Origin of the sequence: Rhizohabitans arisaemae, assembly GCF_025996515.1 — a bacterium.
GTDB lineage: Bacteria > Actinomycetota > Actinomycetes > Streptosporangiales > Streptosporangiaceae > Rhizohabitans > Rhizohabitans arisaemae.
Map to the genome: position 1 here is coordinate 799,760 of NZ_BLRH01000029.1, position 23,398 is coordinate 823,157.

Below are 23,398 nucleotides of genomic sequence, written 5' to 3' on the forward strand. Positions count from 1 at the left end.
CACCAAGGGGGCAGGAGCCATCCGGACACCTTCCCCCGGTGCGCGGACGGCAAGTGGCGGGTCGCAAGCCGTATCATCGAGGTCGAGTCGCGGGCAGTCCCGGTCAAGCGCGACGATGAATGAAGAGCTCGGATCCGCCGGCACTCGGGACGTCGATCAAGGATCGCACCACGGTCCCGACTGGAGTTGAAGACGTGTCTGCCACGCTACGAGACGTCGCTCGGGCGGCGGGCGTCCACGTCGGGACCGCCTCGCGTGCTCTGAACCCCGAGACGGTCGGCATGGTCAACTCCGTCACCGCCAAACGGGTGCGGGACGCGGCCGACCGGCTGGGCTATGTGCCCAACCCGATCGCGCGGAGTCTGAAGACGAACCGCACCCTGACCCTCGGCGCGGTGGTTCCCGACATCACCAACCCGGTGTTCGCGCCGATCATCAGGGGTATCGAGGACGTCGCCGCCGCGGCCGGGTACAACGTGCTCATCGCCAACACCGACGACGAGCCTCGGCGTGAACAGGAGCAGGTCGCGAGCTTGCGCGCCCGCCAGGTCGACGGTCTGATCCTCGCCTCGGCAAGACTCGACGACCCTGTCGTTTCCGCGTTGTCGGCGGCTGAGGTGCCCACCGTCCTCGTCAACCGAGTCGAACCCGAGCATCCGGTCTCCAGCGTCGCGGGAGACGATGCCGGCGGCATCCGCCAGGGCTTTCGGCACCTGTACGACCTGGGGCACCGGCGGATCGCCCACATCGCCGGACCGTCGTCCACGTCCACGGGCGTCACACGCCGCCGCACCTTCCGGCTGGAAATCGGCGAGTTCGGCTTGAACCCCGCACAGTGCCCGGTGGTCGAGGCGGAGGCCTATCGGGTGGAGGCCGGGAGCGAGTGCACGGCCACCCTGCTCGACGCGCATCCCGGAGTCACGGCGGTGATGGCGGCCAACGACCTGCTCGCGATCGGCTGCTACGAGGAACTGGCCGGACGTGGGCTGTCGTGTCCCGCCGACATCAGCGTGGTCGGCTTCAACGACATGCCGTTCGTCGACAAGGTGTGGCCACCCTTGACCACGATCCATGTCCGGCACTACGACGCCGGCGCGGAGGCGGCACGACTGATGATCGATCGGTTGCGGGATCCGTCGTTGCCGTGTAAGTCGGTCCTGCTGCCGGTCTCCCTCGTCGTCCGAGGGTCGACGGCTCCTCCGGCGGCCTGACGCCGTCTGCGCCCGGGGTTTGGTTGGGGGCCGGGCGGATGGCTGGAACATGTGGGTGACCGGCGCCGTGGCGATGCAGGTTTCCCCGGTTGGGGTGTTTTCCGGGACGGATCGGTACACCGAGGTTTAGAAAGCCTCTTCGGGCACGTCCATCAGTGCGTTGTCGGTGGTTTCGACGATCAGGCGTTGGGCGGTGAGCCGGGGCAGCACAGTCGTGGCGAAGAACCGTGCGACCGCGAGTTTCCCGGCGTGGAAAGCCTGATCGGCGGAAGAAAGGCCTCCGGTGTCCAGTCGCGTCCTGCTCACCGACGCCTGACGGAGGAGCAGGTAGCCAACCATCAGGTCGCCCGCGGACATCAGCAGGCGGGTGGTGTTCTGACCCGCCTTGTAGATTTCGCGGGGGTCGTCCCCCGCGCAGTGCCGCGTCATCGCGTCGACCATGCCGTGCACCGATGCCAAGGCCTCCCGTACGGCGGATCGCTCCCGGCGCAATCGGTCGTCGCCCGCGAGAGAGTCCAGGAACCCGCCGATCTCCGCCGACAGGGCGTCGAGCGCGACGCGGTCGTTCCTGACGATCTTGCGGAAGAACAGGTCCTGGCCCTGGATCGCGGTGGTGCCCTCGTACAGGCTGTCGACCTTGGTGTCCCTGAGGTACTGCTCCAGCGGGTAGTCCTGCAGGTAGCCGGAACCGCCGAGGGTCTGCAGAGCCTGGGCGAGCTGTTCGTAGGCTCGCTCGGATCCCACCCCCTTGACGATCGGGAGCAGCAGGTCGTTGACGGCCCTGGCCAGGGAGACGTCGGTGCCGTGGTGTTCGCCGAGCAGGATCCGGTCCTGCCGGCTCGCGGTGTAGAGGACGAGCGAGCGCAGCCCTTCGGCGTAGGCCTTGTTCAGCATCAGACTGCGGCGGACGTCGGGATGGTTGATGATCGTGACCCGTGGCGCGGTCTTGGCGGCCGTTCGCGTGAGGTCCGCGGACTGGACACGGGTCCGGGCGAAGTCGAGTGCGTGGAGGTAGCCCGACGACAGCGCCGAGATGGACTTCACCCCGACCAGCATGCGCGCGTGCTCGATGACGTGGAACATCTGGGCGATGCCGTTGTGGGTGTCGCCGAGCAGGTAGCCGACCGCGGGCTTCTTCTCGCCGAATCGCAGCTCGCAGGTGGTGGACGCCTTGATCCCCATCTTGTGCTCGACGTTGGTGGCCCGGACGCCGTTCCGTCCGCCCGGCTCGCCGGTCTCGAGGTCGAACAGGAACTTCGGCACGAGGAACAGCGACAGGCCCTTGGTGCCCGGCGCCGCTCCGGCCGGGCGGGCCAGCACCAGGTGCACGATGTTCTCGGTGAGGTCGTGCTCGCCGGAGGTGATGAAGCGCTTGACCCCCTCGATGTGCCAGGTGCCGTCCTGCTGCCGCATGGCCCCGGTCCGTCCGGCGCCGACGTCGGAACCGGCGTCGTCCTCGGTGAGCGCCATGGTGGCGCCCCAGCCTCGGTGCACGATGTGGCGGGCGATCTTCCGCTGCTCCGCGGTGCCTTCGCGATGGATGATGCCGGCGAAGGGCACGCCGGTGCCGTACATGAGCATCACCGGGTTGGCGCCGAGGATGAGCTCCGCCACCGCCCAGACCAGCGCGCGCGGCGCGGCCACGCCGCCCAGTTCCGGCGGAATCTCCAAGCGCCACCACTCGGCGTCGCGCAGCGCGGCGTAGGACTTCTTGAGCGAGGCGGGCAGCGTCACCGTGCCGGTCTCCGGGTCGAACTCCGGCGGGTTCCGGTCGGCGTCGGCGAAGGACTCGGCCAGCGGACCTTCGGCCAGCCGCGCGACCTCGGACAGAATGTCGCGGCACGTCTCCGGGTCCAGGTCCGTGAAGGGACCGGCCGGGCCCATCACGCTGTCGGTGCCGAGAACCTCGAAGAGGTTGAACTCGATATCGCGTACATGACTCTTGTAGTGGCTCATGTCCGGCCGTCAGCGGTAGTACCGGAAGACCGGCTGGGCCACGCACACGGGCTTGCCGGACCCGGCCGACCGGATGGCCACGTCGATGACGAGCTGGAAACCGCCGTCGATCCCGGTCACCTCGGCGATCGTCGCCTGGAGGCGAAGCCGGGACCCGACGGGCACGGGGGCGGGGAAGCGGACCTTGTTCAGCCCGTAGTTGACGATGGCGCGGGCGTCCCGGACCCGGAGCAGCTCGCTCCAGAGCGGGACGACCAGCGCCAGGGTCAGGTAGCCGTGCGCGACGGTCGTACCGAACGGTCCGTCCGCCGCGGCCACGGGATCCACATGGATCCACTGATGGTCGCCGGTGGTCTCGGCGAAGCCGTCGATGCGCTTCTGGTCGACGGTGAGTTCCGAGCTGTTCCCCAAATCCACACCGACGAGGCCGGGGAGGTCGTCGAGGGTCACCGTTCTGGTCATGAGGTTTCTCCCATCACTTCGACAGGCCGAGGAGCCGGACGGCGTTGTCCTTGAGGATCTTGGGGCGGACTTCGGGCTTGATGTCGAGCTTGTCGAATTCGGCGATCCACCGATCCGGCGTGATCAGCGGGAAGTCGGATCCGAACAGCACCTTGTCCTGCAGGAGGGTGCCCGCGTACCGGACCAGGTTGGGAGGGAAGTACTTGGGGGCCCATCCGGACAGGTCGATCCAGACGTTCGCCTTGTGCGTCGCGACCGCGAGAGCCTCGTCCTGCCAGGGGAAGGACGGGTGCGCCATCACGATCGTCAGGGAGGGGAAGTCCGCGGCCACCTCGTCGAGCAGCATCGGGTTGGACAGCCCCAGCCGGATGCCGCCGCCACCGTCCAGCCCCGCGCCGATCCCCGTCTGGCCGGTGTGGAAGACGGCGGGGACACCGAGCGAGGCGATCGTCGCGTACAGGGGGTAGACGGCCCGGTCGGTCGGGTTGAAGCCCTGCAGGCTGGGGTGGAACTTGAAGCCGCGGACCCCGTGCTCGTTCACCAGCCGCACCGCGGCGTCGACCGCGGACCGGCCGCGTGCGGGGTCGACGCTCGCGAACGGGATGAGCACATCGGGATGGCGGGCGGCGGCCTGGGCGACGAACTCGTTGCCGATCGGGGGGTGGCCGGTCGCCGCCTGGTGGTCGACCGTGAAGACGACCGCCATCATGTTCCGCTCGCGGTAGGTCTGGGCGATTTCGTCCACGGTCGGCGTGCGGTGCCCGGCCTTGAAGTACGCGGCCGAGGCCTCCATCAGCTTGCCGCCCATGGACGGATGGCCGTTGTCGTCCACCTCCACGTGCACATGCACGTCGATGGCCGTCAGGGAGTCTGTGTCGATCGCCGGTGTCACGGCCGTCACCCCTTGGATTCCGGAAGCGGCTCGCCGACGGTCTGCACGTGCGGCTGGAGAGCGGTGGCCCACGTCTCGGCGAGTTCGTCGGCTCCCCAGCCGCCGTCGGCGTACGCGGCGGCGATCTGGGTGGGATGAGACCAGAGGCTGACCCGGTCCCCGCCGATGCCGATGGCTTGGCCGGTGATGTCCGAGGCCGCGTCTGAAGCGAGGAATGTCACCAGGCCGGCGGCGTCCTCGGGGGACCCCAGCGCCAGTGACCGCCGTACGAACGGGGGCAGTTCCCCGCCGCGCTCCAGCGTCTCGACGTGATCACGAAGGAAGGGCACCGTCTTGGTCATCTCGGTGGCGGCCACCGGGATGACGGCGTTGACCGTCACGCGTGCCCGGGCGAGTTCCATCGCCCAGGTGCGTACCATCCCGACGATGCCGGCCTTGGCGGCGGCGTAGTTGGTCTGGCCGAAGGTGCCGCGCTGGCCGGTCGGCGAGCCGACGCAGATGATCCGGCCGCCTTCGCCCTGTTCCCGCATCCGTACGGCGGCCGCGCGGGCACAGGTGAACGTGCCGCGGAGGTGGACGTGCACGACGGTGTCGAAGTCGTCGTCGCTCATCTTCCACAGCACGGTGTCACGCAGGACCCCGGCGTTGGCGACCATGACGTCCAGCCGCCCGAACTCGGAGACGGCGCGGTCGACGAGCGCCTGCGCGGCCGCGCCGCTCCCCACAGGCGCCACCTCGGAGACGGCGCTGCCGCCCGCCGCACGGATCGCCGCCACGGCGTCACCGGCGGCCGACGCGTCGATGTCGTTGACCACCACACGTGCCCCCGCTGCGGCGAGACCGCGGGCGTAGGCCAGCCCGAGCCCGCGCCCGGCGCCGGTGACGACGGCCACCTTCCCGCTGAGATCCACTGCTTCCCCTTCCGGTGCTTCGGTTGCTGGACACTACGTCGATATAATTGATAATGTCAATTATTGAGTGCATCCATCAACTAGTCGGCTCGGAAGAGAGATCGCGGTGAACAGCAAGGACGTGGAGCTTGCCGGCAACACCGGATTCCTGTTGACCTGTGCCAGCGGGATGATCGTGCGGATGACCAATGCCCACCTCGCCCACCTCGGTCTGCGAGTCAGGCACTTCTCGGCGCTGTCGTATGTGTGCGACACCGGAGGCGCCTCACAGCGTGAGATCGCCGACTTTCTCAAACTCGATCCCAGCCCGGTGGTGGCCATCGTCGACTCCCTGGAAGCCGACGGTCTGGTGGAGCGGTTGCCCGATCCCAGAGACCGGCGGGCCCGCCAGGTGGCACCGACGCCCCAAGGGCGCGCCGTCCGGGATCAGGGGCAGGCGGACATCGTCGCGGCGCGCGAGGTGTTCCTGTCGGGATTGGCCGCGCATGAGCGGGAACTCCTGCTCGACATGCTGCAGCGCCTCGTCTTCGCCGACGCCGGCGGGAACCGCGTGGACGGGGAAGGAGGCGCGGATGCGTAATCAGGGGCTGGGATCATGGCCCGCGCGGAGCGCGCGGACCCATCCGCACCGGCGCGCCCTCGTTTCCGGCGAAGCCGAGCTCACGTACGCCGAGCTCCTGGAGCGGACCACCCGGCTCGCGCACGCGCTGCGGGCGCTCGGGGTCGCACGCGGTGACCGTGTCGCCTACCTCGGCCCCAATCTGCCCTCGCTCGTGGAGACCCTGTTCGCCACGCACCTGCTGGGCGCGGTGTTCGTCCCGCTCAACACCCGGCTTACGGCGGCCGAGGTGGGGTACCAGCTCGACGACTGCGGTGCGTCCGTCCTGGTCTACGCCGCCTCGCACACCCCTGTGGTGGAAGACCTGGCGGTACGCGCGGAACCGATCCCGGTGGCGGTGGGCGACACGGCGGGGAAGGCCCTCGACTACGAGGAACTGCTCCGGGCCGCGGCGGCCGATCCGATCGACGAACCGGTGGCGCACGACGACCCCGCGCTGATCCTCTACACCTCCGGAACCACGGGGCGGCCCAAGGGGGCGACCCTGACGCACGGGAACGTCATCTGGAACTGCGTGAACCTCCTCGTCGAGCTCGATCTGGCCAGGGACGAGGTCACCCTGATCAGCGCCCCGCTGTTTCATGTCGCGGCGCTGAACATGACGCTCATGCCGACGCTGCTCAAGGGCGGCTGCGCCGTGCTCATGGCCGAGTGGGACGCCGAGACGTGCCTCGACCTCGTTGAGCGGCACCAGGTCACCTGGATGTTCGGCGTCCCCACGATGTTCGCGGACCTGACCCGGTCCGCACGCTGGGAGACCGCCGATCTGAGCTCCGTGCGCTCCCTCCTGACGGGTGGGGCGCCCGCGCCGACGCAGTTGATCCACACCTGTCAGCAGCGCGGGCTGCGGTTCCTCCAGGGGTACGGGCTGACCGAGACGGCGCCCGGCGCGCTGATCGTCAGTGCGGAGATGAGCACGGCCAAGGTCGGCTCCGCCGGCGTCGCGTGCTTCTTCACCGATGTCCGCGTCGTGCGCCCCGACCTGAGCCTCGCGGCGGCCGGCGAACCCGGTGAGATCGTCATCCAGGGGCCGAACGTCATGGCGGGCTACTGGGGCCGCCCCGATGCCACGGCCAAGGCGATCCGGGACGGCTGGTTTCACTCCGGCGATGTGGGCGAAGCCGACGAGGACGGCTACATCTCCATCGTCGACCGCCTGAAGGACATGTACATCTCCGGCGGTGAGAACGTCTATCCCGCCGAGGTGGAGTCGGCGCTGCTTCGGCATCCGGCCGTCGCGGAGTGCGCCGTCGTGGGCGTGCCCGACGAGCGGTGGGGCGAGGTGGGCCGGGCCTTCGTCCGCCTGCGCCCCGGTTCCGGCGTCGAGGAGCGGGAGCTCCTCGCGTTCCTGAACGGCCAGGTGGCGAGGTACAAGATCCCGAAATCAATCCGATTCATGGACAGCCTCCCCAGAACCGGATCCGGGAAGATCCAGCGCGAAATGCTGCGGGAACGGGCTTTTCCTCCCAGACAGGACAGTGGCTTGTCGGTGTGACCGTCGGCCTCCGGATCGAGTCGCGTCGTCGTCCTGTGCCCGAAAACGCCAGAAAGGAAAGACAATGTCGGACGTTTTGATCGTTGGTGGCGGGTTTGCCGGAGTGTGGAGCGCCGCCGCCGCGGCACGGGTTCGCGGCGAGAGCGACCTGCGCGTCACGCTGGTCTCGCCCAATGAGGACATGGTGCTGCGTCCGCGTCTGCATAAGCTCGACCCCGATTGGACTCGCGTCCCGTTGAAGCGGGTATTGGAGCCGATCGGCGTCACCCATGTGCGCGCGGCGGTGACCGGAATCGACACGACCGCGCGACGGGTCGATCTGGGGGACCGTTCGATCGGCTACGACCGGCTCGTGCTGGCCGCGGGCAGCCACCTCGTCCGCGCCAGCGTTCCGGGCGCCGACCACCTGTTCGACATCGACAGCGTCGAGGGTGTGGCCCGGCTCGCCGGTCGTCTGCACGATCGTTCCGGCTTCACCGCGGTGGTCATCGGGTCCGGCTTCACCGGTCTGGAGCTCGCCACCGAGCTGGCCGAGCGCGGTCGGGTGATCCTGATCGAGCGCGCCGACGTCGTCGGGCCCGACCTCGGGCCCGGTCCCCGTCCCGTGATCGAGGCCGCCCTGGCCGAACTGGGCGTCGAGGTACGTCTCGGGGTGACCGTGGCCTCGGTCGGCGAGAAGGGCGTCGTCCTCAGCGACGGCGGCGAGATCACCTCGGACGTCGTCGTCTGGACCGCGGGGATGCAGGCCAGTTCGCTCACCGCGCAGATCCCGGCGGAGCGGGACCGGCTCGGCCGGCTGAAGGTCGATCGGCGCCTGCGTGTCTTCGGCGACGTGTTCGCCGCGGGTGACGTCGCCGCGGCCCTGGCCGACCCGGACCACCATGTCGTGCAGAGTTGCCAGTTCGCCACGCCCATGGGGAAGGCCGCCGGGCACAACGCCGCCGCCGACCTGCTCGGTCTCCCGCTGGTGGACTTCACCCCCGACCCGTACGTCACCTGCCTGGACCTCGGCGCCGCCGGCGCCGTCTTCACGACGGGCTGGGACCGTGCGGTGGAGCTGACCGGCAGGGAGGGGAAGGATCTGAAGAACGAGATCCTGGAAGTGATCCACCCGCCGCTTGACGACGCCGCCGAGATCCTCAGGGCGGCCGGCGAGCAGAGCAACGGGGTCAGAGGCTGATAATTCGAGCCGGTACGGCGGAGGCGCGATGGGGTTCCCATCGCGCCTCCGCCGTACGCTACGTCCTGGCGAGGCCGGCGGAACCGGCGCCGCGGCGGGCCCGGCTGATCCCGGCGACGCCCACGGCTACGAGGAGCGCGGCGCCGTTGAAGACCTGGCTCACCCAGGCGGGCGCGCCGACCAGGGTGAGACCGCTGATGCTGACGGCGACGAACAGGACGCCGATGACGGTTCCCAGGACGGACGGCCGTCCCACGTCGATGACGATCGTGCTGAGGAAGACCGCCGTCAGCGCGGGGAACAGCATGTTCATGCCGTTGTCCGACGTGGCCGCGCCCTGCCGCGCGAGCAGCAGCACCCCGGCGACGCCCGACACCAGGCCCGACAGCGCGAAGGAGAGGAACCTGACCCGGGCCACGTCCAGGCCGACCAGGCGCGCCGCGCTCGCGTTGGAGCCCACCGCGAACAGATGACGGCCGAGCGGCGTGTGGCTCATGACGAACCAGACCACCACGGCGATCAGCGCGGCCGCCAGCACGATCAGCGGGACGCCGAACCAGGAGAGCGACCCCAGGTCGGTGAGCGTCGCGGGGATGTCCTTGCTGATCTGCAGCCCGTTCGTGTACGCGAAGACGGCGCCGCCCAGCAAGGTGGCCATGCCGAGCGTGGCGATGAACGGGTTCATCGCGTAGCGGGCCACCAGAATCCCGAGCACGGAGCCGACGAGGGCCCCGGACGCCGTGGCGAGCACCAGGGCCAGCGGGAGCGGCAGGCCGAAGTGGGACACCGAGGCCGCCGCCACGACCGACGACGTCGCGGTGACGGCCCCCACCGAGAAGTCGAAGGAGCCGGCCGCCATGGGGAAGAGCAGCGCCAAGGCGACCGTGAGTCCGACCGCCTGGCTGGCCAGGACGGCCTGGATGTTCGCCGTACTGCGGAACGCCTCACCCGAGGCCGGCAGGCTCGCGAAGACCAGGGTCATGGCCACCAGGAGGAGCAGGAGGCCGTAGCGTTCGGCGATTCCGGAGAGGGAAAGGGCGCGGGACGATCCCCGCCGCCGCTCCCCGGGCGGAGCCGGGAGCCGCTCGGGCGCCACGTCGGTGTCCACGGAGGTGCCGGTCACGTCAGAGGTCCTTTCGAGCGATCGATCTGAGTCAGTCCCGCGACGGCGGCCTCGGTCAGCTCCGCGCCGGCGAGTTCGGCGACGCATGAGCCGTCGCGGATGACGACCACGCGGTGGCAGAGGGCTTCGAGCTCCTCGAAGTCCGACGACACCACCAGCGCGGCGTTCCCCTTCGCCACGTGCTCCCGGATGGCCGCGTGGAGGTCCGCCCGGGCCATCGCGTCGACGCCCTGCGTGGGTTCGTCCAGGAGAAGCAGGCGTGGATCCAGCCGTAGCCACCTCGCCAGCACGGCCTTCTGCTGGTTGCCCCCGGAAAGGGTGGCGAAGGGCACGTCGGGGGAGGCGGCGCGGACGTCGAAGGTCCGCATGAGGCGCGCGGAGTCCCGCCGTTCGGTCGTGCGCGCCATCCGCCAGCCCGCCCAGTACCTCCCGATGACCGTCGCCGAGATGTTCTCCCACAGCGGGAGGTCGGGGAACGCCGCGTCCGCGCCGCGGTCCTCGGGCACCAGGGCGATGCCGCATCGCATGGCGGCGGCGGCCGACCGGTGCGCCACCGGGACGCCGCCGACCTGGATGCCGCCGCCTTCGACGCCCGCCTGCCCGAAGATCGCGCGGAGCAGTGTGGAGCGGCCCGACCCCAGCAGTCCCGCGACCCCGACGATCTCGCCTTGCCGTACGTGCAGGCTGACGTCGCGCACGGGGCCGGCGGTGAGCCGGTCGACCTTCAGGACGGTCTCGCCGACGGCGGTCCGGCGCGCTTCACCGCCGCGGGTCGCGGGCGTCTGCCCCGCCATCAGCGTGACGATCCCGGCCTCGTCCAGATCCGCGGCCGGCGAGTCCGCGACGAGGACGCCGTCGCGCAGCACGGAGATCCGATCGGCGATGCTGAGCACCTCCGACAGGCGGTGGCCGACGTAGACGATGGTCTGGCCTCGGGCCTGGCAACCGCGGATCGCCTCCAGGAGAATCTCGGCCTCGTGCCGGGGGAGGCTCGCGGTGGGCTCGTCCAGCACAAGCGTCATATGGCTGCCCCCGTCGCTGTCCCGCAGCGCCCTAGCGATGGCCACCAGCGTCCGGTCGCTCGGCCGCAGGTCGCGAACCAGGCTCCGCGGATCCACGTCGACGTGCGCCCGGTCAAGGTGCTGCCGGGTCGATCGGTGCAGCCTGCGCCACGAGACGGCCGGTCCGGCCAGCCGGGGGTAGCCGCCCTCCAGGGCGAAGTTCTCGCTGACCGTCAGGTCCGGGACCAATCCCAGGTCCTGGTGGACGAAGCGCAGGCCGGATCTGCGGGCGGTCGACGCCGTGTAGGAGTCCGTCGCGTGCAGCCTGCCGTGCACGGCGATCGTCCCGCCCCGGTCCGCGGCGTAAACACCGGCGAGGATTTTCAGCGTGGTCGACTTGCCGGAGCCGTTGCCGCCGAGCAGGGCGTGCACCGACCCCCGCGCCACGCTGAAGTCCAGATTCCGCAGCACCCGCACGCCGTCGAAGGTCTTGCCGACGTTCATCAGCTGTACGGCCGCCGCCGGCGATCGCGGTTCCGCGGAGCGGGGCTCCTCCGTCACGGCTACCCGTTCCACAGCTTCTCGTACAGGCCGGTGTAGTCGACGGGACCGACGTACTCGGCGCCGGGCGCGGGAAGGTTGTGGTCCTTGTCCACGATCTGCAGACCGACGCCGGCCGGCACCGGCCGCTCGCCGTTGAAGACGCGGTTCAACGCGTCGATCGTCGTGTAGGCGCGGTAGGCGTTGGAGGCGCCGAAGCAGTACTGCTGCCCCCTGCCGCTGCGGATGTAGTCCAGGTTGTCGATCTGGCACTCGTTGCCGATCACGATCAGGTCCTTGCGGGGACCCGACACCAGCGCCGGCTGGATCCCCGCCACGAAGAAGTGGTCGACGTCGACCGCGACGACGTTCGCCTGCGGCACCTGCACGAGGGCGGTCTCAAACTTCTGCCGGACGTTCGGGACGTCGGCCGGCGCGATCTTCACCGTGCCGACGATCTCGCAGCCGCCGCAGGCGGCGATCCCCTCCTGGAAGCCCTTGGCGACGTAGTCGCCGAAGGCGATGCCGTGGAACGCGACGTGCAGGACCTTGGCCTTGCCGTTCGCCTTCGCGACGGCTAGATCCGCCCGCAGCCTGCCCAGCCGGGTGTAGAAGTCGGCCAGCTTCGGCATGTCCGCGCTGTAGCTCGCCGGAGCGTCGAACAGGGGGGAGCTGCCGTCCTGCGTCGGGTCGTCGCAGTCGAAGCCGCTGAAGGAGGCGATCTTCACGTTCGCCTTCCTGGCCTCCACGAGCGCCTGCCGTACGGGCGCGCAGTCGACGGAGACCAGCACGATCCCGTCGGCTCCGGCCGCGGTCGCCTGGCGGACGCAGTTGGCCATGCCGCCGTTCGCGTTGTTCAGGCCGTCGCACGTCTGTGCCTTCCACCCGAGCTTGGCCGCCGCCTCGGAGAGCTGCTCGGCCTGGTAGGCCAGGGCCCGGACCTGCTGCCAAGCCGTGATCACCCAGATGTTCTTGCCCTTGGCGGGCCCCGGGCCGGACGTCGGGGGATCGGAGTAGTCGCCGGCGTAGCCGCCGTCGACGGCCTTCACGGCCGCCGCCAGTGCCTCGGCGGACGTACCGGATGCCGGTTTCGAGCCGTTCGCCGGTCCGGAGGACGTACACGCCGTCAACGCGAGGCAGGCGGCGATCAGGAGTGTGCCGACGAATGAGATGGGGGAGGTTCTGGGCTTGGCGACCATCATCGATGATTTCCTTGATCTGGTCATACCCTCGTGCGAGAGCCGGTTGAGCACCGGTGGGAACCGGTTATGAGCGGTAGCGGGCGGGGATGACGCCGGGCCAGCCGGCCAGGGACTCCATCGCACTCGCCAGGCGGATCAGGGTGGCCTCGCCGAACGGGGCGCCGATGAGCTGCGCGCCGATGGGAAGGCCGGTCTCAGAGGTGTGGACGGGGAGGCTGACGGCCGGTAGGCCGGTGACGCTGGCGATCGAGGTGAAGGCGACCATCAGCAGCGCGCTCGGCTGAGCGCTCTCGGGATGCCGGTTGGCGTCTTCGACGACGGTGCCGAGAAGGGGTGGCCGGCACGCCATCGTGGGGGTGAGCAGCACGTCGAAGTCGCGTCGCCACTGCGCGACGATCCGCCGCGATTCGGTCTGCAGCAGCGCCGACGCCTGCACGTACTCACCGGAATGGGTCTGCTGGGCGCGCTCCCACCGATGCCGGTTGTACGGCTCGGCGAGGTGCGGGAACTCGAACGGGTAGGTGTAGAGGGACGCGGGGATGACGATGTCCACATAGGCCCGCGCGCCTTCCGGGCTCAGCAGTACCGGAGACACGGGGAAGACGTCGTGCCCCAGCTCCTCCAGGAGAGCGGCCGCGGCCAGCGCGCCGTCGGCGCACTCCGGGTCGACCGGCAGGCCCATGGGTGTTTCGAGCAGGAGGCCGACCCGCAGGCGGCCGGTTTCCCGCCCGAGCTCCGCGGCGAAGGGCCGTTCGGGGGAAGGCGCCTGGAACCAGACATGCGGGTCGGGCTCCGACATGACGTCCAGGATGGCGGCGGCGTCCTCGACGTACCGGGTGATCACACCTTCGGTGGTGCAGTGCTCCCACCACGACTGGACGGGCTGCGGAACCCGCGCGCGACTCGGCTTCAGGCCGACCAGGCCGCAGGCGGACGCGGGCATCCGCAGCGAACCGCCGCCGTCGTTGCCGTGCGCCACGGGGGCCATCCCCGCGGCCACCGCGGCGGCGGCCCCGCCGCTGGAGCCCCCGGGGGAACGGCTGAGGTCCCACGGGTTGGCGGTCCGCCCGTACCGGGAGTTCTCCGTCACGGTCATCGTGCCCATCTCCGGGGTGTTGGACCTCCCCATGAGGATGAAGCCGGCGTTGAGGAACCGGTCGACGACCGGATCGTTCCCGGCCCTCGGCGTGTCGGAGACGGCGAGCGAGCCCATCGTGTTGGGCTGCCCGGCGACGGAGGTCAGATCCTTGATCGGCAGCGGCACCCCGTGGAAGGGGCCGAGTCGGCGGCCCGACGTCACCGCCCGCTCGGCGGCCCTGGCCGCGGCCATGACCGCGTCGTCGTCACGCCAGACGATGGCGTTGATCTCGCCGTCGAACCTGTCCGTCCGGGCCAGGTAGACGGTGGCGACCTCGACGGGGCTCACGTCCCGTGCGCGAATGGCGTGTGCGAGCTGTGTCGCGGAAGCGAATGGATCCATGCCGGTCACGATTCCGCCCCCAGAGCTTCGCCGTAAATCCAGTCGATGTGCCGGTAGTCGTCCGGGGACCGTGTCATGAGGAGTTCGTTACGGAGCAGCCGGGTGAGCCCGGAGGCGTGCCAGGTCTCGCCCCAGACCCGGGCCGCCCGCTGCAGGCGCGCGGTACGCGGGGCGCGGACGTGCTGGGCGGCCAGGAGCGTCACCGGCCAGTCCACCCGCCGGGCGCCGGTCTCGGTGCCGGGGTGCCGGTCGGCCAGTTCGGCGAGGACATGGGCGTCCTCGATCGCCTGGCACGCGCCCTGGGCCAGATACTGGAGCATGGGATGCGCCGCGTCGCCCAGCAGGCCGAGCCGTCCGTCCGCCCAGCGGCCGACCGGTGGCCGGTCGTACATCAGCCATTGACGGTCGCGCCACAGATGGGGCAGCGCCCCGCGAACGTGGTCGCAGCACTGCGCGAATCCTCTTTCCAGTTCGGAAAGGCCGTCGCCCTCGGCTGAAGCGGTCTGAACGACCGCGACCAGGTTGACCAGTTCGCGCTGGCGTAGCGGATACTGCACCATATGGCAGCCCGGACCGATCCAGGCGACGACCGCGTCCAAGTCGACCGACGTGGCGGAGCCCACCGGCACGACGCCGCGGTAGGCGACGTAGCCGGAGTCCACGGGCTCGTCGCCGACGAGTTCGGCCCGCAGCCCGGACATCAGCCCGTCCAAGCCGAGCACGACCGAGCTTTCGTAGACGACGCCGTCCGTACAGTAGGTGAACGCCGTGTCGCCGACGGCGTCCACCCGTTCGACCTCGCGGTCCGTCTCCAGCGAAACGCCGGCCGCCCGGCAGGCCTCGACCAGGATGCGGTGCAGGTCGCTGCGGTGCACCACGACATAGGGGGCCCGGTAGCGCTCGCGGAACCCCTCGCCCAGTTCCAGGCGGGTCAGCTCGACTCCGGTGAGGGCGTCCTTCAGGATGATGCGGCTGGGCAGAACCCCTGCCGCGACGACATGCTCAAGCAGCCCCCACCGGTCCAGCAGCCGGGTGGCGTTCGGGGCGAGCTGCAACCCCGCCCCCACCTCACCGAATTCGGGGGCCCGTTCCAGGACGTGGACCCGGTGCCCTTTGCGGGCGAGCGCGAAGGCGGTGGTCAGCCCACCGATACCCCCTCCGACGACCAGCACCTCGTGGTGCGGGACCTCGTTCGATTCCATGTGGCTCATCGCGCCACTCTCCTTGTCGCCATCAAAGCCACCGGCCCAGATCCGGCGGGGAATCGCCGTCGAATGTGATCTCGCCGAGGTTCCGGCCGGAAAGCCCGGCCACGATCCCCGCCGTCGAACCGATCAGACGCGTCGGCGGCCGTCCGTCGAGGGGAACGTCCCAGGTGGCGGCCCGGTCGGTCGGCGTCAGGAGGAGCGGTGGTTCCTGCCGGCCGCGACGCCGGCTTTCCACCATGTCGGACAGGAGGGCGTCCAGCAGAGGCGCGGGGAACCGGTGGAAGGACATCCCGTTGTCGAGATCGACCGCGTGTATCCACACCTCCCGTACGCGCATCCAGAGAACCTCCACCGCCGGTACCGTCCGTCCCCCCGACGTGACGACCTCGGCGGTCCACCGCTCGTGCGGCAGGGCCCGTACGGCATCCGCCAGCTCCGCCCCGGTACGTGCCACCAGGTCCCGCAGCGCGGCCGGTGCGAGTCGCGCTCCGTCCTCGATGTCGCGCTCCCGGGTGGCCGCATCCGGGTACATCCGCCGTTCCCTCCCCGTCCGCGCCCAGGAGAGGAGCCGCACGAGGGCCTGCGCGTTGCCGGCCACATGGGCCGCCACGTGGGCCCGGGTCCACCCGGGCAGGAGGCTGGGGACGTCCAGCTCCTCGTCGGCCAGCGAGGTCAGGTGCTCGTCGAAGACGGCGGTGCCCTGGTTCGTCCATTCCAGCCACCCGGTGTATCGGTCATCCATGAATGTCATGGCGAAGACCGTGCCACGTTGGTCGTCTCGCCGATACCGGATATCCGCGTCGTCAGCCTAGCGCCGTCGCCGAGGTAGCGGGGAGGCGTGCGGGCGTGCCCCACCCCGCCCGGAGTGCCGGTGGCGATGACGTCGCCGGGACGCAAGGTCAGAATTCCCGAGATGTAGCGCACCAGGTCGACGGGGTCGAAAAGCAGATCGGCGGTGTTGGCCCGCTGAACGATCTCGCCGTCCAGCTCCGCCACCAGCTCCAGGCCCTGCTCCAGGTCGAGCTCGTCCGGGGTGACCAGCACCGGGCCGAACGGCGTGGTGCCCTCGAAGGTCTTGCCTTGGAGCCACTGCGTCGTACGGAACTGCCAGTCCCTGGCGGTGACGTCGTTGAGCACCGAGTATCCGGCGATCGCCGCGGCGGCCTCGTCGGCGTCGGCGTGCCGCACATGGTCGCCGATCACCACGGCCAGCTCGGCTTCCCAGTCCATGGCGGCGGATTGCGGGGGAAGCGTGATGTCGTCGCCGGCGCCGAGCAGCGATTCGGGGTACTTGGTGAAGACGGTGGGGTACCGCGGCGGCTCCCGGCCCATCTCCCCGATGTGCGCCCGGTAGTTGAGCCCGATGCAAAGGATCTTGCCCGGCCACGGGATCACGGGCGCGTACACGGCGCCGGCCAGCGGATGGCGATCGCCGCTCGCGGCGGCGGCCCGTGCACGCCAGCCGGGCCGGGCCAGCAGGGCTCCCACATCGGGCACACCCAGATCCACGCCGCTGTCGCCGTCCACCCGGACGGCGGCGGTACGGCCGTCGAGGCGCAACGTCGCGAGTCTCATGCGTCCACCTCGACCCGATGGAGGCTCAGCCGCTCGAAGATCGGTGTGTCGCTGAACCGGAACAGGTCCAGCTCGGTGTCCGCCGACACCGAGAAGCCGGTCCATGAGGGGACGACCAGCACGTCGCCGCGGCTCACCCGCCGCTCGGCACCGTCGAGGGTCACCCGTCCGTCTCCGTCGAAGACCTGCCAGACCGCGGAGCCGACCTCGCGGCGCGGTACGGTCCCGGCGCCGGCGCGAACGCGGTGGAACTCCGCCCGGATCGTCGGAAGGACGTCGCCCCCGGTGGCGGGGTTGATGTAGCGCACCGCGGCGTGGCCGGGCGCGACCGTCGCCGGGTGTCCCTCGTCCTCCAGCGCCAGCTGCTCGGACAGGGCGCGGTCGGTGTGCTCCCAGCGGTAGGCGGCGACGGGGGAGTGCGGGTGCCGTCCGAGCGCGGAGACCGGCCGCAGACCCGGGTGCGCCCACAACCGTTCGGACCGGGAGATCCGCGGGGTCTCCCGGCGGGTGATCTCATCCGGGCCGAATTCGAAGAACCCGGTGTCGTTGTGGTGGGCGAAGGGGATGTCCAGGCCGTCGAGCCAGACCATCGGCGCGTCCGACGCGTTGTGGTGGCCGTGGAAGCGCCAGCCGGGGGTGAGGAGGAAGTCGCCGCGGCGCATGGCGACCGGATCTCCGTCGACGACGGTCCAGACGCCTTCGCCCTCCAGGACGAACCGGAAGGCGTTCTGGGTGTGCCGGTGTTCGGGGGCGTCCTCACGTGGGCCGAGGTACTGGATCGCCGCCCACAGGGTCGCGGTGGCGTACGGCCGCCCGCCGAGCCCCGGATTCGCCAGCGCGATCGCGCGCCGTTCGCCGCCCCTGCCGATTGCGACCAGGTCGCCGGCCCGCCGGGCCAGCGGATACAGCTCCGCCCACGTCCAGACGTACGGTACGGCCTTGGGGCTCGGCCGCATGGGCATCAGATCGTCGCGCTGAGTCCACAACGGCGCCATATGACGTGCGTGGAAGTCGGCCAGCAATCTGCGCCGTTCCGGAGATTCCCACTCTTCATCCACATTGTCCAACGGGATGCCCGCTTGTGGAGATTTACGTGACATGGGAACACGGTAAGCTGCGGATTCCAGATAGGCGTACACTATTCTGCTATGGAGAATCGACCTCCCTACCCCCTCAACTCCGTCGACAACGCCCTGCGACTCCTCCAGATGCTGCGAGACCAGGAAAGCCTGCGGGTGAGTGAGGCCGCGGAGGAGCTCGGAACCGCCCGGTCGACCGCCCACCGGCTGCTGGCGATGCTGGTCTACCGCGGCTTCGCGGTTCAGGACGAGAGCCGCGGCTACCTCCCGGGCCCCGCCCTCTCCGCGCCGCGCATCCCCGCCGCGCCACCGCTGCGGCGGTTGCGCCGGGCGCTGCTCCCGCACATGGACGCCCTGTGCGACCGGGTGGGCGAAACCGTGAACTTCATGGTTCGCGTCGGCACTCAGACCAGGTTTCTGGCCACGGTGGAATCCCCCCAGGTCCTCCACGTGGGGGATCGGCAGGGCACCATCCTGCCCGCCAGCCTGTCCTCCGGCGGGCTCGCGCTGCTGGCCGAGCTGAGCGACGCGGAACTGGCCGAGCTGTACCTGGCCGACGAGGCCGAGCCGCCGGCCGGCAGGTTGGCCTCCGCGAAAACGGATGCCTCGCCCAAGATGCCGGCGGCCGACTTCCAGCGGTTCCGCGACTCACTGCGCGCGGTGCGCCGGCGTGGGTACGCGCTCAACCTGGAGGCCACCGAGGCGGGGATCTGCGCCGTCGGCATGTGCGTGGCGGATCGGTCGGGCCAGGTCGTCGGAGCGCTGTCCATCGCGGTGCCCACTCCGCGGTTCGCCAAGGACCGCATCGTCGCCCTGGCGGCCGAGCTTCGCTTCACGATCGATCGAGCCAAGGCCGACCTCGACGCCCTCGCGCCGTGACCGGGCGGCGGGCGATCCGCCCGTACGGCCATCGGACGGCGGCGTCCGCCACCGGTCAGTCGAGCCCGCGCCCGGGTTCGGGGGTCCGGCTGAGGCAGGCCAGGGTGACGGCACCGGCGAGGAACAGCCCGGCCGCGGCGAACACCGGCAACCGCCCGGTTCCGCCACTGGTCGCGTTCACCAGGGTCGGCACCAGACCGGCGAGCGCGAACCCGATGTTGACCGACAGCGCGGTGCCCGACGCGCGGACGCCCGTCGCGAAGCGCTCGTTCAAGAAGATCGGCAGCGGCCCGAAGGCGGCGACGGTCAGGCAGGACGCCAGCAGGGTGATCCCGATGACCAACGGGGACGGACCGTCGCCCCGCAGCCCGGCCAGCCACAGATACAGGAGCGGCAGCGCGAACACGTTGATCGAGGAGAGCGCGAACATCACCCGCCGCCGGCCGTACCGCTCGCTCAGGTGGCCGCTGAGGGGGGCGAAGACGAAGGCGGCGAGGTTCACCCAGATCAGGATCGTGCTCACCACATCGCTCGGCAGGCCGACCACCACCTGCAGGTAGGTGGGCAGGAAGCCCAGGGTGAGCAGGAAGCTGGTGCCGATGCCGAACACGACGGCGACGTTTACCGCCAGCACCCGCCGACGGCCCGGAGCGAGAAGCGCGCGCAGCGGACGGCGTGCGCCCGCCGCCGGAGCCTTCCAGACGGGGGACTCCTCGACGTAGCGCATCACGAAGAAGCTCAGCACGATGGGCAGCCCGCCGGCGAGGAACATCGCCCGCCATCCCCAGTCGTCGAAGCCGGGGCCAGGGAACACGCGCAGCGCGGCGAACAGCGCCAGGGAGGCGAGCACGCTGCCCGCCGCCGTACCGCCTCCGCCGACCAGGCCGGACGCCAGGCCCCGTCGGCGCGGGGACACCGACTCGGTCGCCAGCGTGAGTGTCGAGGCGAACACCCCGCCCACGAAGAGACCCTGCACGAGCCGGAGCAGCAGGAGGAGGATCGGCGCGAGCACCCCGATCTGGTGTGTGGTGGGCAGAAGGCCCATCAACGCCGTCACCGTACCGACACCGGCCAACGCCACGACCATGGAGCGCTTACGTCCGTGGCGGTCAGCGACGCCCCCGAGCAGAACCGCCCCCACCGGCCGCATGATCAGGGTGGCCGCCAGGGTGACGTAGGCGCCCGCGAGGGAAAGGGTCCGCTCCGCGGACGGGAAGAACACCGAGGCGATCACCGGGGCGATGAACACGATGACGTAAAGGTCGTAGAAATCGAGTGCGAAGCCGATCGCGGATGAAGCGGTGGCTTTGAAGCCTTGACGAGGAACCTCGGTGGTCAACTCCGGCGCGGCCGGCTTTGTCAGCATGGCTGCCCGCCTCCCTGAAATCGTTCTTGAACGCCGATCGGGTGTGCCGCGCGGTCTCCGAGAAGGCGCACCGCTTGGCAATCCCGAAAATCGCCGTGAACGTAGCCGGGCTCGGTTAAGGCCCGGTTGCTCAAAGACGACGAGGCCGCACGCGGGGTGCGTGCGGCCTCGTGGGGGCGGGGGTTATCGGGCGGAGTCCACCGCCTCCGGCTCGGACTTCTCCGTCTCGGTCGCGGCGCCGGAGTTCCGGGTGCTGTACCAGCTGGCGCCGATGGAGACGGCGAGGATCGCGGCGACGACCGCCAGGGAGATCCCGGTCGGGATGTGGTAGACGTCCAGCAGGAGCATCTTGACACCCACCCAGACCAGCACCAGTGCCAGGCCCAGCTTGAGGTAGACGAAGCGGTGCATGAGCCCGGCGAGCATGAAGTACATCGCGCGCAGACCCAGGATGGCGAAGGCGTTGGAGGTGAAGACCAGGAACGGCTCGGAGGTGACGGCGAAGATGGCCGGGATCGAGTCGACGGCGAAGATGACGTCGGTGACCTCGACGAGGACCAGCACCGCCAGGAGCGGGGTGGCGACCCAGCGGCCGGCCTGCCGGATGAGGAACTTGTTCCCGTGGTACTCCTCGGTGACCGGGATCACTTTCCGGAGCAGCCGGAGGGAACGACTCTTGGCGGGGTCCATGTGCTCGTTGCGCTGCATGGCCATCCGGATACCGGTGAGCACCAGGAACGCGCCGAACACGTACAGGATCCAGGCGAAGCTCGCGATCAGCAGCGATCCGGCGGCGATGAACGCGCCGCGGAAGACCAGGGCGCCGAGCACGCCGTAGAACAGCACCCGGTGCTGGTACTGCGGAGGCACCGCGAAGTAGCTGAAAATGATCGCGAAGATGAAGACGTTGTCGACCGCGAGCGACTTCTCGATCACATAGCCGGCGAAGTACTGACCGGCGAATTCGGCGCCGGACGTCCACCAGATCACCGCGCCGAACGCGACGCCAAGGGCGATCCAGATCCCGGACCACAGGGCGGCCTCGCGCATGGTGACCACGTGGGCCTTGCGGTGACTGAACAAGTCGACGGCGAGCATGGCGACGATCACGCCGAGAACGGCGAACCATGCCCACATGGGAACGTTCATGGGAGTTGTCTCCTCCGGTCTGTGAAGTGACCGGAGGTCTCCCCGCCGCCGTCGACCTCATACATGGCCGAAGGCGGGCCAGGACCGGGTGGCTGCTGAGCGCACCGTACTGTCGATCCTGATCAGGATGGGTACTCCCCTCCGCACTTCCACTATGTACGAAGTAGACTTCGTATGTCAAGCCAGACGGCATCCCCCTATGTCTGGAAATAGAGGAGAGTGGGCGAATCTGTGAGCACCGCCACACCTGAGCGGCATCTGTGGACGTTCCTCAGCAACCATGCCCACGTCCTGGTCTGCCTCGATCGCAACCCGGACGTCACCATGAAGGAGGTCGCCGACCAGGTCGGCATCACCCTCCGTGCGGTGCAGACCATCGTCGCCCACCTTGTCGCCGAGGGCTACTTGCAAGTGGAGCGGAAAGGCCGCCGCAACCACTACACCCTCGACCACTCCCGCCCCCTCCGCCACCACCTGGAACACCACACCACCGTCGGCGACCTCCTCCGCGCCCTCTTCCCAACCTCCACGCCGTCCCCTTGATCACAGGTCCTCGACACGACCCTGACCCCGGATGCCGTACGGGCACAGCCTGCGACCCCGATCCCGCCCCGTTCACCGGATCCCTCACCTACGGGCGCCGGTGAGGGCTTCATTCCCCGGGGCCGAATTGGAGGTCGGAGCCGGCGATTTGCTCGGTGGCGGTTTCTTTCATCTGGAGGAGCCGGTCGATGATTTTGCCGATGACGTAGGTGACGACGAAGGAATAGACGCCGACGACGATGATGGCTGCTATCTGCTTGCCGAGGAGAGCCGGCGATCCGCCGTACAGGAGTCCTTTGGTCGTGGTCGCGGTGATGCCGGTGGAGAGCAGGCCGATGAGGACCACGCCGACGATGCCGCCGGCGCCGTGGACGCCGACGACGTCGAGGGTGTCGTCGTAGCCGAGGACGAGTTTCCAGGTCACGGCGTAGGAGACGACGATCGCGGCGACGATGCCGACGATGAGGGCGCCTTCGGCGTTGACGTAGGCGCAGGACGGGGTGATGGCGACCAGTCCGGCGAGTGCGCCGGTGGCGGAGCCCAGTTTGGTGAAATGCCGGTACCGGAGCCATTCGATGACGAGCCAGGTGAGCATTCCGGCGGCGCCGGCGATCATCGTGCTGAGGAAGGCGTTGACGGCGATTCTGCCGTCGGCCAAGGCGGAGCCGCCGTTGAACCCGAACCAGCCGAACCAGAGGAGGCCGAGGCCGAGCATGACGAAGGGAATGTTGCTGGGCTGAGGGGGCTCTTTCTTGCGGTATCTGATGCCGGGCCCGAGCGCGATGGCGAGGGCGAGACCGGCCATTCCGGAGTTGAGTTCGACGACGAGGCCGCCGGCGAAGTCGAGGACGCCCCATTTGTGGATCCAGCCGCCGGGGGAGAAGACCCAGTGCGCGATCGGGAAGTACACCAGTGTCACCCAGACGACGGAGAAGACGATCCACGGGACGAGCCGGGTGCGTCCGGCGACCGATCCGCTGATGAGCGCCACGGTGATGATGGCGAAGGTGAGCTGGAACAGGGCGAACGCGTAGACGGGGACTTGGCCGTGGAGCGTGCTCGGCAGGATGTCGGCGAAGCGGAAATCGCCGAAGCCGATCAGCCCGGCACCGCCGAGGTCGCGCCCGAAGACCAGGCCGTAGCCGTACGCGAACCAGAGGATCGTCACCAGGGCGATTGAGACGAAGCTCATGAAGAGCATGCTGAGCACGTTCTGCGCCCGGACCATGCCGCCGTAGAAGAAGGCCAGGCCGGGGGTCATGAGCAGCACCATGGCGGTGCTGACGAGAACCCAGGCGGAGTCTCCGGTGTTCAGCCCTGGCGGCATCATTCGACCTCGTTTCGCTGCTCCTTGCAGATTGGTCGTCCGGGCGGGTGGCAAAACCCGAGATGCCAGAGCTTTAGCCGGATATTTCACACATAGGGCTGAAGTTCTCGTTCGGAGGCCGTGTTTAAAGGCTTTTCCTGTAAATGGCGGTTTTCGTCTGGATAGGTAGCTCCCAGGGAAGGTTCTCGCCGATCGGCCGT

General features: G+C 69.6%; 21 protein-coding genes. 6 read left to right on the top strand and 15 right to left on the bottom strand.

Translation table 11 applies throughout. The annotated features are described in order from the left end of the window. Positions 1 to 194: 194 nt before the first annotated feature. The gene (locus RUR_RS15120) at positions 195 to 1,211 is read left to right on the top strand and encodes a LacI family DNA-binding transcriptional regulator (protein ID WP_283135654.1); all 1,017 of its coding nucleotides are present in this window, start codon (positions 195 to 197) and stop codon (positions 1,209 to 1,211) included. A 126-nt stretch (positions 1,212 to 1,337) separates the two neighbouring features. Here RUR_RS15120 and RUR_RS15125 read toward each other — a convergent pair whose 3' ends face one another. From RUR_RS15125 to RUR_RS15140, 4 genes are read right to left on the bottom strand one after another with little or no spacing between them, the layout of a single operon-like run. Continuing rightward, positions 1,338 to 3,167: an acyl-CoA dehydrogenase gene (locus tag RUR_RS15125; protein WP_283135655.1), complete on the bottom strand. Its 1,830-nt coding sequence runs from the start codon at positions 3,165 to 3,167 to the stop codon at positions 1,338 to 1,340. Between the two features lie 9 nt (positions 3,168 to 3,176). Further along, positions 3,177 to 3,629: a MaoC family dehydratase gene (locus RUR_RS15130; protein WP_283135656.1), complete on the bottom strand. Its 453-nt coding sequence runs from the start codon at positions 3,627 to 3,629 to the stop codon at positions 3,177 to 3,179. 13 nt (positions 3,630 to 3,642) lie between these two features. Further along, positions 3,643 to 4,521 (bottom strand): amidohydrolase family protein, encoded by an 879-nt coding sequence (locus RUR_RS15135; protein ID WP_283135657.1) that lies wholly within the window; start codon positions 4,519 to 4,521, stop codon positions 3,643 to 3,645. A gap of 5 nt (positions 4,522 to 4,526) precedes the next feature. Then, the gene (locus tag RUR_RS15140; RefSeq protein WP_283135658.1) at positions 4,527 to 5,432 is read right to left on the bottom strand and encodes an SDR family oxidoreductase; all 906 of its coding nucleotides are present in this window, start codon (positions 5,430 to 5,432) and stop codon (positions 4,527 to 4,529) included. 106 nt (positions 5,433 to 5,538) lie between these two features. On the opposite strand from RUR_RS15140, the gene RUR_RS15145 reads away from it, so the two are divergent. From RUR_RS15145 to RUR_RS15155, 3 genes are all read left to right on the top strand, one after another. Continuing rightward, positions 5,539 to 6,012 (top strand): MarR family winged helix-turn-helix transcriptional regulator, encoded by a 474-nt coding sequence (locus RUR_RS15145; protein WP_283135659.1) that lies wholly within the window; start codon positions 5,539 to 5,541, stop codon positions 6,010 to 6,012. Beyond that, a complete protein-coding gene (menE, locus tag RUR_RS15150; RefSeq protein ID WP_283135660.1) occupies positions 6,005 to 7,546 on the top strand; it encodes an o-succinylbenzoate--CoA ligase in 1,542 nt (513 codons plus the stop codon). The genes RUR_RS15145 and menE overlap by 8 nt, the downstream gene beginning before the upstream one ends. A 64-nt stretch (positions 7,547 to 7,610) precedes the next feature. Next, complete coding sequence (locus tag RUR_RS15155) at positions 7,611 to 8,726, top strand: NAD(P)/FAD-dependent oxidoreductase (protein ID WP_283135661.1); 1,116 nt, start codon at positions 7,611 to 7,613, stop codon at positions 8,724 to 8,726. 58 nt (positions 8,727 to 8,784) lie between these two features. Here the strand turns inward: RUR_RS15155 and RUR_RS15160 are convergent, their stop codons facing one another. The 8 genes from RUR_RS15160 to RUR_RS15195 all read right to left on the bottom strand — a co-directional run bounded on the left by RUR_RS15160 (position 8,785) and on the right by RUR_RS15195 (position 17,955). Beyond that, the gene (locus RUR_RS15160) at positions 8,785 to 9,849 is read right to left on the bottom strand and encodes an ABC transporter permease (RefSeq protein ID WP_283135662.1); all 1,065 of its coding nucleotides are present in this window, start codon (positions 9,847 to 9,849) and stop codon (positions 8,785 to 8,787) included. After that, positions 9,846 to 11,426, bottom strand: coding sequence for a sugar ABC transporter ATP-binding protein (locus tag RUR_RS15165; RefSeq protein ID WP_283135663.1), 1,581 nt, complete (start codon positions 11,424 to 11,426; stop codon positions 9,846 to 9,848). Before RUR_RS15165 ends, RUR_RS15160 begins: the two co-directional genes overlap by 4 nt. After that, positions 11,414 to 12,592, bottom strand: coding sequence for a sugar ABC transporter substrate-binding protein (locus tag RUR_RS15170; protein WP_283135664.1), 1,179 nt, complete (start codon positions 12,590 to 12,592; stop codon positions 11,414 to 11,416). Before RUR_RS15170 ends, RUR_RS15165 begins: the two co-directional genes overlap by 13 nt. Before the next feature lie 64 nt (positions 12,593 to 12,656). Beyond that, positions 12,657 to 14,072 carry an amidase gene (locus RUR_RS15175; protein WP_283135665.1) on the bottom strand — a complete coding sequence of 472 codons (1,416 nt, stop codon included), beginning with the start codon at positions 14,070 to 14,072 and terminating at the stop codon, positions 12,657 to 12,659. A 5-nt stretch (positions 14,073 to 14,077) separates the two neighbouring features. Beyond that, entirely contained in the window at positions 14,078 to 15,283 is a 1,206-nt protein-coding gene (locus RUR_RS15180; protein WP_283135666.1) for an FAD-dependent oxidoreductase, read from the bottom strand. A gap of 22 nt (positions 15,284 to 15,305) precedes the next feature. Further along, on the bottom strand, positions 15,306 to 16,031 hold the full coding sequence (locus RUR_RS15185; protein WP_283135667.1) for a maleylpyruvate isomerase family mycothiol-dependent enzyme: 726 nt from the start codon (positions 16,029 to 16,031) through the stop codon (positions 15,306 to 15,308). Further along, positions 16,028 to 16,855 (bottom strand): fumarylacetoacetate hydrolase family protein, encoded by an 828-nt coding sequence (locus RUR_RS15190; protein WP_283135668.1) that lies wholly within the window; start codon positions 16,853 to 16,855, stop codon positions 16,028 to 16,030. The genes RUR_RS15185 and RUR_RS15190 overlap by 4 nt, the downstream gene beginning before the upstream one ends. Further along, positions 16,852 to 17,955 carry a cupin domain-containing protein gene (locus RUR_RS15195; RefSeq protein ID WP_283135669.1) on the bottom strand — a complete coding sequence of 368 codons (1,104 nt, stop codon included), beginning with the start codon at positions 17,953 to 17,955 and terminating at the stop codon, positions 16,852 to 16,854. The genes RUR_RS15190 and RUR_RS15195 overlap by 4 nt, the downstream gene beginning before the upstream one ends. Before the next feature lie 48 nt (positions 17,956 to 18,003). On the opposite strand from RUR_RS15195, the gene RUR_RS15200 reads away from it, so the two are divergent. Beyond that, positions 18,004 to 18,813 (top strand): IclR family transcriptional regulator, encoded by an 810-nt coding sequence (locus RUR_RS15200; RefSeq protein WP_283135670.1) that lies wholly within the window; start codon positions 18,004 to 18,006, stop codon positions 18,811 to 18,813. A gap of 55 nt (positions 18,814 to 18,868) precedes the next feature. Here RUR_RS15200 and RUR_RS15205 read toward each other — a convergent pair whose 3' ends face one another. Both RUR_RS15205 and RUR_RS15210 read right to left on the bottom strand, forming a co-directional pair. Continuing rightward, entirely contained in the window at positions 18,869 to 20,179 is a 1,311-nt protein-coding gene (locus tag RUR_RS15205) for an MFS transporter (RefSeq protein WP_283135671.1), read from the bottom strand. A 183-nt stretch (positions 20,180 to 20,362) separates the two neighbouring features. Beyond that, a complete protein-coding gene (locus tag RUR_RS15210; protein WP_283135672.1) occupies positions 20,363 to 21,328 on the bottom strand; it encodes a TerC family protein in 966 nt (321 codons plus the stop codon). A 231-nt stretch (positions 21,329 to 21,559) separates the two neighbouring features. Here RUR_RS15210 and RUR_RS15215 point away from each other — a divergent pair, with 231 nt between their 5' ends. Beyond that, positions 21,560 to 21,871, top strand: a complete 312-nt coding sequence (locus RUR_RS15215) for a MarR family transcriptional regulator (RefSeq protein ID WP_283135673.1) — start codon at positions 21,560 to 21,562, stop codon at positions 21,869 to 21,871. Between the two features lie 109 nt (positions 21,872 to 21,980). On the opposite strand, the gene RUR_RS15220 is transcribed toward RUR_RS15215, so the two are convergent. Further along, positions 21,981 to 23,198 carry an ammonium transporter gene (locus RUR_RS15220; RefSeq protein WP_283135674.1) on the bottom strand — a complete coding sequence of 406 codons (1,218 nt, stop codon included), beginning with the start codon at positions 23,196 to 23,198 and terminating at the stop codon, positions 21,981 to 21,983. Positions 23,199 to 23,398: the final 200 nt, after the last annotated feature.